The following is a 13,172-nucleotide window of genomic DNA, read 5'->3' on the forward strand; positions in this document are numbered from 1 at the left end:
TGAAAGATACACAAACGGAGGTGTACACGTCGAACAAGTCTTGTGACGAGTACCAGGATGGCCGACACAGCGGCTATGACTGTACAACACAGTCACCGCTGAAAAGTTTAACCACTTCTCCCCCCACTATGCCATCTTTCGCGTGGCAATGCGAGGATTGTTGAGCGGAAAATCACACATTGGGACGCTGCGGGCGATCTGTTCGGATTCCATCCCCGCTGACAGCCAGAGAGCGCACAGTCCAACCCGACCGCTGCGCGCTCGCACGCATGTCATCATCCACGTGGTTCAACGCCATGACAGTGGGTCCTGCGCCGGAGACCACTGCCGCCACGCCGGCTTCACGCAGCCAGTCAACCAGTGCCAGTGACGGCTCCATCACGGCGCGCCGGTATTCCTGGTGCAGATGGTCCTCAGTTGCGTCGAAAAGCCAGCGGCTGATATCCGCATCGTCCGAGCCGAAAGTGCGCGCATTGTCGGACATGACGGCAACCAGCACAGCTGCACGTGAAATATTGGCAATAGCATCGCGATAGGGCACGACGTCGGGCAGGACCTGACGCGCCTTCGACGTGGCGAGTGGGAAATCAGGAATAAACACGGTGGGCGTCATCGACGCGGGGGGCTCAAATCGCAGGGCCTGAGCGTCATCATCACCCATCCACGCCACTGTCATGCCGCCTTCGATTGCGGGGGCCACATTGTCCGGATGCCCTTCCATGTGCGTGGCGAGCTGCAGGATCGTGTGATCATCCAGCGCCTCAGCGTCGCGGATCAGCTCGCGCGCCAGGGCCAGTCCCGCCACGACGGCACTGGCCGATGAGCCTAATCCCCTGCTGTGCGGAATGACGTTATGGCAGTGCATTCTCACGCCTACCTGCGGCGCGCCCACATGATCCAAGCCCACTCGCATCGCACGCACGATCAGGTTGTCGTCGCCCTCGCTGACAGTGCCTGCCCCTTCACCCTCGACAACAATGCTGGTCGGGCCGGCGGTGGCGTGAACGGACACGATGTCGCGCAGATCCAGTGCGATCCCGAGACAGTCAAAACCCGGCCCCAAATTGGCGCTGGTGGCCGGCACGCTGACACGAGCAAAATCCGCACGCAGTTGCACGATGGTCTCCCACACATTGATTAACAGTGAACGAGGGCGGCGCTCGCCGCCGTTCGTGAGGCGATGAAACTTAGTCTAGACCGCACACGGCGCCGAATCGCCCACTAACGACACAGCGATGCGCCTGCGTGCACCTCGGTAACGTCGGCTACTTCAACCCCAGCAGTTCAGCAACTTCGTGCGTGTCGGGTGCAACGACTTCGGCCTGCACACCCCCGTCAGGCAGGGCCGCGAGCGCCGTCTTCGTATCCTTCAGGCCATTGCCCGTCACCGTACACACAATTCGTGCGTCGCGCGGAACGCGTCCGTCTTCAGCTGCGCGGAGCAGCCCGGCCACGGATGCGGCAGATGCCGGCTCGACGAATACTCCGGCTTCGCCGGCGATGATCTGCTGGGCGCGCATGATTTCCTCGTCGGGAACAGCGGTGATGAGTCCCTTGGAATCGTCGCGCGCACGTGAGGCGAAATCCCACGACGCAGGGAATCCGATCCGGATGGCGGTCGCAATTGTTTCCGGGTTGTCGATGGGGTGTCCGGCAACAAATGGTGCCGCTCCGGCTGCCTGCACGCCCCACATCTGCGGTACGTGTGTGGCAACGGCTGGAAGGTTTCGGTAGGACTCTTCCATCGTGGTGACAGCTTTCTGGCCAGCGTATTCGTTGTAACCCATCCAGTAGGCGGAAATGTTCCCGGCGTTTCCCACGGGCAGTATGTGAATGTCGGGCGCATCGCCCAGCGCGTCAACGATTTCGAATGCGGCGGTCTTTTGCCCCTGTAGGCGGTAGGGGTTGACCGAGTTGACCAGTGCGACAGGGTAGGTTTCCGTCAGCTTGCGCACGATGCGCAGCGCATCGTCGAAGTTTCCGTCGACCTGAACCAGGCGGGCACCATGCATGATGGCCTGGGCCAGCTTTCCTGCAGCGATTTTTCCGGCGGGCAGGATCACGACGCATTGCAGTCCGGCAGCCACAGCATAGGCTGCAGCCGAGGCTGACGTGTTGCCGGTGGAGGCGCAGGCGATCATCTGGGTGTCGGTGGCGGCGATTTTGGACACGGCCATTGTCATGCCGCGGTCCTTGAACGAGCCAGTCGGGTTGGCGCCTTCCACTTTCAGCCAGACGCGCGCTCCGACGCGCTTCGAAATGGCAGGAGCTTCTACCAGTGGTGTGCCACCTTCCAGCAGTGTGACAACCGGGTCGGATTCTTCCAGTGGGAGCCGCTCAGCGTATTCACGCAGCAATCCGCGCCATTGATGAGCCATGTGTTATTCACCTTCCATACGTAGGAGCGACGCCACGTCGATGACGGCGTCAGATTGACGGAGTGCTTCAGCTACTGCCAGCACGTCAGCCTCACGGGCACAGTGCGTGGCGATCACGATGGTGGTTTGCGCACCCGGTTCACCGTCACGCTGGTCGACCGAGTGGATGGATACGCCGTGACGGGCGAATACGGAGGCCACGTCAGCTAAAACACCCAGATCGTCATGAACATGCAGACGAAGCTGATAGCGGGTGCGTGTCATGCCCTGTTCAATGATCGGTAGATGCGCGTAGGTGGATTCGCGCGGAGCATGGCCACCGTGCACACGGTGGGACGCCCCGGCGACCAGGTCGGACAATACCGCTGAGGCAGTTGGCGCACCGCCTGCGCCTTGCCCGTAGAACATGAGCCGTCCGGCAGATTCGCCTTCGATGATGACGGCGTTGTACACGCCGTCGACAGTGGCCAGTGGGTGTCCTGTCGGCACAAGGGCGGGGTGGACGCGCGCGTTGATCACTTCATTGCCCAGATCGTCGAGGCAACGCTCAGCCACGGCGAGCAGTTTGATCACGTGATTAGTGCGCGCCGCTTCCATCATGTCGTCAGCGGTGATCTGCGAGATGCCTTCGACGCTGACATCGTTCATGGATACGCGTGAATGGAACGCCAGGGAGGCCAGCAGTGCGCACTTAGCGGCAGGGTCATACCCTTCGACATCAGCAGTGGGGTCAGCTTCCGCGTAGCCTCGTTTCTGCGCGTCGGCAAGGGCTTGTTCGTAGCTGGCGTGTGCGGTGAGCATGGAATCAAGGATGAAGTTCGTCGTGCCGTTGACGATGCCGACAATACGGCTGATCTTGTCACCTGCCAGCGATTCACGCAGACCGTAGACAACTGGGACGGCTCCAGCCACTGCCGCTTCGAAGTACAGGTCCGTATCCGCCTGGGCCGCAGCCTCGTACAGTTCCGGACCGTGGGCGGCAAGCAGTGCCTTGTTGCCGGTCACGACCGTTGCCCCACCATTCAGGGCCCGCAGCACGTATTCACGTGCCGGTTCAATGCCGCCGATCAGTTCGATGACGATGTCTGCATGGTCGATCGCTTCTGCCGCATCCGTTGTCAGCAGTTCCGGATCGATGTCAACATCACGCGGGGCGTGCACATTTCGCACGACGACAGCTGAGATTTCCAGCTGCGCTCCGCATCGTTCGCTCAAGTCAGCGCTTCGTTCGTGGATCAGTCGAATGACCTGCGAGCCGACGGTTCCCGCTCCCAGGATGGCGACTCGCACTGTGCGCGGCTGTTCCGACATCGTGCACCCCTTCATTGATCAGACGTTTCGATAGTGATCCTAACCAAGGCCACAGGCCCGATGCGACAGTGTCCAGTGTGCGGCACATGGATCCGCGTCGTTGATGCTCGCCCCTCGTCAATGGCGACCGTCACTGCGAGCGAGGGCTCCCTCGTGAGCGTCATCACGAGGTGTATGGCAGCAAGATTGCGTACAGTAAAAGATGCGCCGCATGTATGTGGTGATTCGCAGATCGATCCTCGACGGTTAAGGAAAAAGACGCAATGAACGTCGCAGAACAACTCGTCAGCCAATTGGTGGAAGCTGGAGTACATCGGATCTATGGGATCGTGGGCGATTCGCTCAACCCAATTGTTGATGCGGTGCGCAAAACCGGAGGATCCGCCAGGGGCGGTATCGACTGGGTGCACGTGCGCCACGAGGAGTCGGCCGCGTTCGCCGCTGCCGCTGATGCTCAGGTGTCCGGAAAACTGGCAGTGTGTGCTGGTTCATGCGGCCCGGGAAACCTGCACCTGATCAACGGCCTCTTTGATGCGCAGCGTTCCGGCGCGCCTGTCCTGGCTATCGCCTCACACATTCCCAGCGTGCAGATCGGACAGTCTTACTTCCAGGAGACCCACCCCGACCGGCTTTTTGTGGAGTGCTCGTCGTACTGCGAAATGGTTTCCACCGCTCAACAGGCTCCGCGCGTCATGAACGCTGCAATCCGTCACGCGATTGGCACTCAGGGCGTCGCAGTGGTGACGATTCCCGGTGACGTGTCTGACCAGAAGGCGCAGGCTCCCACACCCCAGTTCGTTCCGGCTCGCCGTCCGATTCTGCACCCCAACCCCGATGATGTTGCTCAGCTTGCCACCATGCTCAACAAAGCCAAGAAGGTCGCGATTTTCGCGGGTATCGGTGTGGCGGGCGCACATGATGAGGTCATTGCACTGGCAGACGCACTGCAGGCACCAATCGGGCATACCCTGCGCGGGAAAGACTTCATTCAGTACGACAACCCTTTCGATGTCGGCATGACCGGCCTGCTGGGATACGGCGCAGCTGCAGAAGGCATGAACGATGCGGATGTCCTGTTGTTGCTTGGAACAGACTTCCCGTACAACCAGTTCCTGCCTGACACGCTGACCGTACAGGTCGACAACAGCCCCGAAAAACTCGGACGACGCACCGACGTGTCCCTGCCGATCTGCGCCGATGTCAAGGCATTGATTGACAGCCTCATGCCGCAGCTCAAGGGACGCCGCTCATCAGCATTCCTGAAGAAGCAGCTCAAGAAGCACGCCAAGATCATGAAGGCACCCGTCGGCTCCTATACGCGCAAGGTCGAGCACATCAAGCCGATTCACCCCGAATACGTCGCACACGTCCTGAACGAGATTGCCGCACGCGACGCGATCTTCACCGCCGACACCGGCATGTGCAACGTGTGGACAGCCCGCTACATCGATCCGCTGGGGTCGCGCCGACTGATCGGCTCCTTCCTGCACGGATCAATGGCGAATGCTCTGCCTCAGGCCATCGGCGCTCAGGAAGCATTCCCGGACCGCCAGGTGATCTCCATTTCAGGCGACGGCGGCCTGTCAATGCTGCTCGGCGAGCTGGTCACAGCCCGCATGCATGACCTGCCCATCACGGTCATCGTGTTCAATAACTCAACGCTGGGCATGGTCAAGCTGGAGATGCTCGTGGACGGAATGCCTGACTTCGGCACCGACGTGCACGACATGCACTATGCAGATGTCGCGTCCGCAATGGGATTCCAGGCTGAACGCGTGGACGATCCTCAGGATGTGCGCAACGCCTTGACGAGGGCGCTCAGCCATCGCGGTCCCTCCCTCGTCGAAGTCATCACCGATCCAAACGCGCTGAGCCTTCCACCTGAAATTACCGGCGAGCAGCTGTTCGGCTTTGCCACGGCCATGTCGAAGATCGTGTTGAACCGCGGTGCCGGCGAAGCAGTGTCAATGGCAACGTCAAATATGCGCAACATTCCACGCTTCTGATCCGGCGCGGACAGGACTCCCTCGTCGCTTACTGCATAATGCGACATTCGTCATGGGACTTTTGTCCCATTGCTCAGAATGCCGTCAGCATAACCACGCGCAGTGAGACGTAGTCCATAGGTCCTAATTCAGGATCCTCCTAGAAGGCCCAGCGCTTTCGAGAGACAATAAGGTCAGATGTCAAACAGACATACATTGGCTGGCCGCGAACCACGCCACCGAAACCCTTCAGATCGAAGGGACCGGAACCGGAGAAGAGGGATTATGACCACCCAGATGACCGCTCCAACATCCGTCAGCGAAGACCCGTGGGATGGGTTCGAGCGCGGTGCATGGACCGAGCACATCGACGTTCGTGATTTCATTCAGCGCAACTACACGCCATACGAGGGCGACGCCTCCTTCCTTTCTGGCCCTACAGACAAGACACTGCGCCTGTGGGACACACTGGAGAAGAATTACCTGTCCGAGGAGCGCAGGAAGCGCGTACTCGACGTTGACACGGATACACCGGCAGACGTTGACGCGTTCGGCCCCGGATACATCAGCGACGACGACAATGTGATCGTCGGCTTGCAAACCGACTCACCCCTCAAGCGCGCGATGATGCCGTTCGGCGGATGGCGCATGGTGGAAACCGCCATCAAGGAAGCCGGTAAAGAGGTCAACCCTGACGTGAAGAAGATCTTCACTCAGTACCGCAAGACCCACAACGATGCCGTGTTCGATATTTACACACCTCGTATTCGCGCAGCCCGTTCTTCCCACATCATCACCGGCCTGCCGGACGCCTACGGCCGTGGCCGTATCATCGGTGACTATCGCCGCGTCGCTCTGTACGGTGTCGACGCGTTGATCGAAGCCAAGCAGGTTGACAAGGACCGCTACGCTGATCAGCCGTTCTCCGAGCACTGGGCCCGCTACCGTGAAGAACACGCCGAGCAGATCAAGGCTTTGAAGAAACTGAAGAGCATGGCTGCCAGCTATGGCTTCGACATCTCCGGCCCCGCGAAGAACGCGCAGGAAGCTGTGCAGTGGACCTACTTCGCTTACCTCGGGTCCGTGAAGTCTCAGGACGGCGCTGCAATGTCAATCGGCCGCCTGTCCGCATTCTTCGATATCTACTTCGAGCGCGACCTCAAGGCAGGCGTGATCACCGAGCAGGACGCTCAGGAAATCATCGACGCCCTGGTTGTCAAGCTGCGTATCGTGCGTTTCCTGCGCACCGAGGCGTACGATCAGATCTTCTCCGGCGATCCCTACTGGGCAACCTGGTCAGATGCCGGTTTCTCAGAGGACGGTCGCACACTGGTCACCAAGACGTCTTTCCGTCTGCTGCAGACACTGCGCAACCTGGGACCGGCTCCCGAGCCAAACATCACGATCTTCTGGGATGAGAACCTGCCCGCAGGTTACAAGGAATTCTGCGCCTCGATCTCGATTGAGACGTCCTCCATCCAGTACGAATCCGATGAGCAGATCCGCGCTCACTGGGGCGACGATGCAGCGATCGCATGCTGTGTGTCTCCGATGCGCGTGGGCAAGCAGATGCAGTTCTTCGGCGCGCGCGTCAACGCCGCCAAGGCTCTGCTGTACGCCATCAACGGTGGTCGCGATGAGATGACCGGCAAGCAGATCGTTGACGAGTACGAGCCCATCAAGGGTGACGGCCCGCTGGACTTCGATGAGGTCTGGGCCAAGTACGAGGACATGCTGGACTGGGTTGTGGGCACCTACGTTGAGGCCCTCAACATCATCCACTACTGCCACGACCGTTACGCCTACGAAGCGATGGAAATGGCACTGCATGATTCGGATATCGTGCGCACCATGGGCTGCGGTATCGCCGGCCTGTCCATCGTGGCCGACTCCCTGGCTGCCATCAAGTACGCCAAGGTCGTCCCCGTGCGTGATGAGACCGGCCTAGTTGTGGACTACGAGGTCGAAGGTGACTTCCCAACCTACGGCAACGACGATGATCGTGCAGACGAAATCGCCGCCACCGTTGTTCACACCATCATGGACAAGATCCGTCAGATCCCCCTATACCGTGATGCCATCCCGACTCAGTCGGTGCTGACCATTACCTCGAACGTGGTTTACGGCCGCGCAACCGGCGCGTTCCCCTGCGGACACAAGGCCGGCACACCTTTCGCGCCGGGCGCCAACCCGCAGAACGGTGTGGACACGCACGGCATGGTCGCATCCATGTTGTCGGTCGGTAAACTGGACTACAACGATGCCCTTGACGGCATTTCGTTGACCAACACGATCACGCCATCAGGTCTGGGTCGGAACAAGGGCGAGCAGGTCACGAACCTGGTCGGCATCCTCGATTCCGGCTTCATTCCTGAAGACTGATTGAGACGACGAACAGTTCTTTTGAGATACTAGAAACAACCTGAGAAGGAGAGATCATGGCAACGAAGACGTTTGATGAGCGCCTGGCCGACATGAAGGACAAGCGTGAGGAGAACGGCGGCATCAAGGGGCTGTACCACGCCAACATTAATGTGCTGGACCGTTCCACCCTGGAAGATGCGATCGACCATCCTGAGAAATACCCGAACCTGACGGTGCGTGTGTCCGGCTACGCAGTGAACTTCGTGAAGCTCACCCGCGAGCAGCAGCTGGATGTTCTGTCCCGTACGTTCCACCACTCAGCCTGATCCCCGCAGGTACGAGGGCGTCCTCGGCACTGCGCGATGACACCGCAATGCGAAGATCAGAAAACTGAAACGTGCCGCTTGGTTGCCTGCCGATCGATTCAACGATGGCAGGCAGCCAAGCGCTTTTTATGGCAGGAGGTGCATACATGACGACACAGTCACAGCCAGTGGCTATTGAGCTGCTCGGCGACCAGGATTTTCAGCCGCCAGCTAATCGGATGGCCGGGGCGGGCACAGCCGGCCTGCAGGAGCTGACCGACCTTGAGCGAACAGATCGTCTGCGCCGTATGCGCGAAGGAACACTCGGGTCGATTCACTCGTGGGAACTCGTGACCGCGGTGGACGGACCTGGTACCCGCATGACGATTTTTCTCAACGGGTGCCCGCTGCGCTGCCTGTACTGCCACAACCCTGACACTCTGAATATGCGCGACGGCCAGCCCATCGAGTCCGATGAACTGTTGCGCCGCATTAAGCGCTATCGCAGAATCTTCCGTACCACCGGCGGCGGAATCACGCTATCGGGCGGCGAAGCACTGATGCAGCCTGCTTTTACTGCACGCATCCTGCGCGGCGCCCGTGAAATGGGTATTCACACGGCGCTGGACACTTCCGGCTTCCTGGGTGCGATGGCAACCGATGAAATGATCGAGGACACGAACCTGGTGCTGCTCGACGTGAAGTCCGGTGATCCTGATACCTACCGAAAGGTCACTGGCCGCGACCTGCAACCCACCATCAGTTTCGGAGATCGCCTGGCTCAGCACGGAACCGAAGTATGGGTACGTTTCGTCCTGGTGCCGGGTTTGACCGACGATCCGGACAACATCGACCGAGTGGGACAGATCGTCGAAAAGTGGCCGAACGTGTCCCGTCTGGAAGTCCTTCCGTTCCACCAGATGGCGATTGACAAGTGGAAGAACCTGGGGATGACGTACACGCTGGAGGACGTCAAGCCCCCGAGTGTGGAGCACGTGGATAAGGTGCGCGAGCAGCTGCGCCGCTTCGATATTGCAGCGGTGATGTAGCAGTGCCTCGCGCCACCCTTGGCGTGGATTCCGTCACCCGCGCTCGGGGTGTCAGCGCAGCGGCCTCGAGCCACTACACTGGAAGAAATCTATGACGATTGCCAGCACAGATGGGTGGGAACGATGACACGCACACTTTCCGGACACGATATTGCTCTGCGCGCAGGCGCATACACCGCGCACGTGGTGTCGGTGGGAGCGGCTCTTGCTTCCCTGACGTTCAACGGCCGCGATGCCACGCTTCCGTTCGACCCGAACGTTTTGACGAAGGGCTACTTCGGCAAAACGCTGGCACCGTGGCCCAACCGCATCACCGAGGCGACGTACACGTGGAACGGTGAGCGCATGGACGTGCCGCGAAACGAAATCGAAACCGGGGCAGCTCTGCACGGGCTGGTGTCCTGGACCGACTGGACCGTCGTACACTCCGATTCTGATTCAGCGACCATGAGCACATTCCTGCCGCCGCAATACGGCTACCCCTTCGCCCTCGACCTGTCGGTGACGTACGCACTGAGCGCGGAGCGCGGCCTGAGCATCACGATCTACGCGAAGAATGTGGGCAGCGAACCTGCCCCCTATGGTTGCTCACACCACCCCTACATCACGATCGGTCAGCAGTCGATCGACGCGATGACGCTGACGGTTCCGGCCGGCAAGGTTTTCGATGTCGATAAGCGTTTGGCACCCGTCGAGCTGAAAGATGTGGAAGATCTGGATCTGGATTTCCGCTCCGGGCGGCTCATCGGCAGCCAGTCGGTCGATCACGCGTTCACCGAATTGCCCGACGGCACGTGGCAAGTCAGCCTGTGTGACGAGGGTGGCTCATCCGTGTCGGTCACCTCTGACGCGCCGTGGGTTCAGGTGTACTCCGGTGATCAGCAGGGACGTATCGCCACCGCTGTTGAGCCGATGACTTGCCCGCCTGATGCGTTCAATTCCGGGATCGACCTGATCGTGCTGGAACCGGGCGAGGACTACTCGATGACGTTCATGATCAGTGCTGACTTCGTCGAGTGAGCACACTGACACTGTGACGGATCCGGGGTCGAGTGCCAGCGAGCCCCGGCGATCGCTGTTTGATCTGATCACACATCCACCGGACCTGCCTATCGTGTCAGTCCTCGATCAGGTGACGCGCGCCGCGCACCCGGGGACGTTTGCCGTCGTGTCAGCCACCGCCGGGTCCGGTAAGACGACGCTCATTGCGTCCGCTGTCGCAGCGCGCGTCAGCGGCACGGTGGTCTGCACGCAGCCGCGACGTATGGCTGCGCGCGCTTCCGCCCGACGAATTGCCTCCCTGCTGGGTGAGCGTGTGGGGGAAACGGTCGGGTTCACGGTGCGCGGCGAGCGCGCCGTCGGCCCGCACACGCGTATCGAGATGGTCACCCCTGGCGTGTTGGTGCGCCGCCTCCAGGCTCATCCGGATTTGCCGGGAGTGAGTGCCGTAATTCTGGACGAGTTCCATGAGCGTGCGCTCGACTCTGATCTGGCCCTGGCGTTCCTGCTCGATGTACGGCAGACACTGCGTGAGGATCTGACGATCTTCCTCACCTCGGCAACGCTGGATATGGCGCCGACACTGACTTTCGTCCGCACCCACGCCTGCGAGTGCGAGGGCGCAGATGTCATGACGATTGAGGCGCCGGGCGTGCTGTTTCCACTGGAGCAGTCGTGGGCGCCTGCCGCACCGGGCGTTTCTGCTCTCGCACCTGTCGGTGGCAGTGGCCGAGTGGGAGTAAGTCGAGAGTTCCTGGCTCACATGGGTCGCGTTGTCGATGAGACTGTGCAGCGCACCAGCGCAGATGTCCTGGTCTTTGTGCCAGGTGCACGCGAGATCCGCATGCTGATTGATGAGTTGCGTGCGCGTCTGCGGGGCGACGTGGAGATAGTGCCTCTGTTGTCTGCTCTGTCGGCGGCCGAGCAGGACCGTATCCTGACACCTGTGCCTGAGGGCTGCGAGCGACGGCGACGCGTCATCGTGTCCACGTCGATCGCTGAATCGTCACTGACTGTTCCCGGAGTGCGCGTCGTTGTTGATTCTGCGCTGGCTCGCCACCCGTCCATCGACCCGGCACGCGGTGTCACCACCCTGGTCACAGTGCCAGCGTCACGAGCTGAGATGGTCCAGCGTTCAGGGCGTGCAGCCAGGCTCGGCCCTGGCTGGGCGGTGCGGTGCTGCGCGGAAAATGAGTGGGCGCGCCGCCGGCAGACCCCGGCCCCGGAAATCGTGGAGTCTGATCTGACTGATGCACTGTTGCAGTGCGCGGTGTGGGGCGTGCGCGACTTTGCTGACTTGCCGTTGATGGATCAGCCACCCTCGGGCAATGTCCAGGCTGCTCGCGAGGCGCTGGTCGCTATCGGGGCGCTCGACACTGAGGGCGCGCCCACACCTCATGGCGAGATGATTGCGCGACTGCCGGTCGCACCCTCGCTTGCTCACGCACTGGCAGCCTGCGCGCCGGTCATCGGGGTGGAGGCCGCGTGTGAGTGTGTTGCGATCATTGATGAGCAGATTCGCTGTGACAACGCCGATCTTGCTGCCAGCGTGCGCCGTCTGTGCCACTCCTCGCACGCCGAGTGGTCGCATATACGCGACCAGTCGGCGCGACTGACACGCCTCATGGGTCGATACGCTGCCGACATGTCGCGCCACGCACCTGCAGACCAGCTCAGCCGTGATGACCAGCTTGCCCTCGTCGCGGCCACCGCTCACCCTCAGTGGATCATGCGTAGGCGCCGCGATTCTCCCTTGTCCTACCAGTCGGTGTCCGGTCTGGGAGCGTCCCTGCCCGCCACCAGTCCCCTCGCCGGACAGCAGTGGCTGGCGGTGAGCGATATGACACGGCCGTCAGGCAGTTCAACCGCGCTGATCCGGGCGGCGCTCCCCCTCAGCGAGGATGATGCGCTGGGGTGTGCGGGCGCCCTTGTCCATGAGGACACGCGCGCCTGGTATGATCCGGCAGCACAGCGATTTCGCGGCGAACAGGCCACCATGCTGGGTGCTATTCGACTCGCGTCACGGTCACTCAGGACGCTGCCGCCGCAGACTGTTCAAGATCTCATGGCGCAGGTCTTGAATGAGCACGGAATGTCAGCGCTGACGTGGACACCGACCGCCGTGCAGTTGCGTGCCCGCATGGCAGCGCTCCACGAGATTGTCACAGATCCGTGGCCGGATGTGTCGGATGCAGCATTGGCCTCGAGTTTTCCGCAGTGGGGAGCTGAGGATTTACCTGCCTTGGCTTCGGGAAAACCACTGACCAGCATCGATACGATGCGACTGTTGCGTTCGCTGTTGCCCTGGCCTCAGGCTGCGCGACTGGATGAACTGACTCCGCCCGATATTGAGATTCCAACGGGAGCACGTCGGCGCATTGAGTGGACTGAGAACGGGCCGACGCTCACGCTGCGAGTCCAGGAAGCATTCGGGTGGACGTCTACGCCCAGATTCGTCGACGGCCGAGTTCCGCTGATTATTCACCTAACCGATCCGGCCGGTCGTCCGGTGGCGATCACTTCCGATCTTGCGTCGTTTTGGGCTGGTCCCTACCAACAGGTTCGCTCCGAGCTTCGCGGCCGGTACACGAAGCATGCCTGGCCTGAAGACCCCCTGTCGGCTACTCCCAGCTCGCGCGCAAAGGGACGAGGGCGATCCCGCTGAGAGTGTTGAACGGCGGTTGTTGAACGCCGAGGGTTCGCCGGGGCTGCTCAAAGAGCGAAGGATTCCCGCCGGCGCTGCCTGTGGTGGCCTGGACAGACAACGTGGCGCCCACACCA

General features: G+C 61.0%; 9 protein-coding genes. 6 read left to right on the top strand and 3 right to left on the bottom strand.

What is annotated here, in order from left to right; genetic code table 11:
• Window positions 1-172: 172 nt before the first annotated feature.
• The 3 genes from thrB to QP093_RS06305 form a co-directional block, all read right to left on the bottom strand.
• On the bottom strand, window positions 173-1,117 hold the full coding sequence (gene thrB / locus QP093_RS06295) for a homoserine kinase (protein ID WP_285015669.1): 945 nt from the start codon (window positions 1,115-1,117) through the stop codon (window positions 173-175).
• A 148-nt stretch (window positions 1,118-1,265) separates the two neighbouring features.
• Entirely contained in the window at window positions 1,266-2,378 is a 1,113-nt protein-coding gene (gene thrC, locus QP093_RS06300) for a threonine synthase (RefSeq protein WP_285015672.1), read from the bottom strand.
• Between the two features lie 3 nt (window positions 2,379-2,381).
• Entirely contained in the window at window positions 2,382-3,689 is a 1,308-nt protein-coding gene (locus QP093_RS06305; RefSeq protein WP_285015674.1) for a homoserine dehydrogenase, read from the bottom strand.
• Window positions 3,690-3,952: 263 nt separating this feature from the next.
• Here QP093_RS06305 and QP093_RS06310 point away from each other — a divergent pair, with 263 nt between their 5' ends.
• From QP093_RS06310 to hrpB, 6 genes are all read left to right on the top strand, one after another.
• The gene (locus QP093_RS06310) at window positions 3,953-5,695 is read left to right on the top strand and encodes a pyruvate dehydrogenase (protein ID WP_070726417.1); all 1,743 of its coding nucleotides are present in this window, start codon (window positions 3,953-3,955) and stop codon (window positions 5,693-5,695) included.
• Between the two features lie 264 nt (window positions 5,696-5,959).
• Window positions 5,960-8,056: a formate C-acetyltransferase gene (gene pflB / locus QP093_RS06315; RefSeq protein WP_058236996.1), complete on the top strand. Its 2,097-nt coding sequence runs from the start codon at window positions 5,960-5,962 to the stop codon at window positions 8,054-8,056.
• 56 nt (window positions 8,057-8,112) lie between these two features.
• Window positions 8,113-8,364 carry an autonomous glycyl radical cofactor GrcA2 gene (grcA2, locus tag QP093_RS06320; protein ID WP_058236997.1) on the top strand — a complete coding sequence of 84 codons (252 nt, stop codon included), beginning with the start codon at window positions 8,113-8,115 and terminating at the stop codon, window positions 8,362-8,364.
• Window positions 8,365-8,510: 146 nt separating this feature from the next.
• Window positions 8,511-9,392, top strand: coding sequence for a pyruvate formate-lyase-activating protein (gene pflA, locus QP093_RS06325; protein WP_058236998.1), 882 nt, complete (start codon window positions 8,511-8,513; stop codon window positions 9,390-9,392).
• A 123-nt stretch (window positions 9,393-9,515) separates the two neighbouring features.
• Window positions 9,516-10,412: an aldose-1-epimerase gene (locus tag QP093_RS06330; RefSeq protein WP_285015680.1), complete on the top strand. Its 897-nt coding sequence runs from the start codon at window positions 9,516-9,518 to the stop codon at window positions 10,410-10,412.
• Window positions 10,413-10,425: 13 nt separating this feature from the next.
• Complete coding sequence (hrpB, locus tag QP093_RS06335) at window positions 10,426-13,056, top strand: ATP-dependent helicase HrpB (RefSeq protein ID WP_285015681.1); 2,631 nt, start codon at window positions 10,426-10,428, stop codon at window positions 13,054-13,056.
• Window positions 13,057-13,172: the final 116 nt, after the last annotated feature.

Origin of the sequence: Pauljensenia sp. UMB10120, from assembly GCF_030212035.1 — a bacterium.
Taxonomy (GTDB): domain Bacteria; phylum Actinomycetota; class Actinomycetes; order Actinomycetales; family Actinomycetaceae; genus Pauljensenia; species Pauljensenia radingae_A.

What these genes read in the sequence shown, in the direction of transcription:
- thrC (WP_285015672.1), bottom strand. Translation starts at nt 2,378, where the DNA reads ATGGCTCATCAATGGCGCGGATTGCTGCGTGAATACGCTGAGCGGCTC.
- QP093_RS06305 (WP_285015674.1), bottom strand. Translation starts at nt 3,689, where the DNA reads ATGTCGGAACAGCCGCGCACAGTGCGAGTCGCCATCCTGGGAGCGGGA.
- QP093_RS06310 (WP_070726417.1), top strand. Translation starts at nt 3,953, where the DNA reads ATGAACGTCGCAGAACAACTCGTCAGCCAATTGGTGGAAGCTGGAGTA.
- pflB (WP_058236996.1), top strand. Translation starts at nt 5,960, where the DNA reads ATGACCACCCAGATGACCGCTCCAACATCCGTCAGCGAAGACCCGTGG.
- grcA2 (WP_058236997.1), top strand. Translation starts at nt 8,113, where the DNA reads ATGGCAACGAAGACGTTTGATGAGCGCCTGGCCGACATGAAGGACAAG.
- pflA (WP_058236998.1), top strand. Translation starts at nt 8,511, where the DNA reads ATGACGACACAGTCACAGCCAGTGGCTATTGAGCTGCTCGGCGACCAG.
- QP093_RS06330 (WP_285015680.1), top strand. Translation starts at nt 9,516, where the DNA reads ATGACACGCACACTTTCCGGACACGATATTGCTCTGCGCGCAGGCGCA.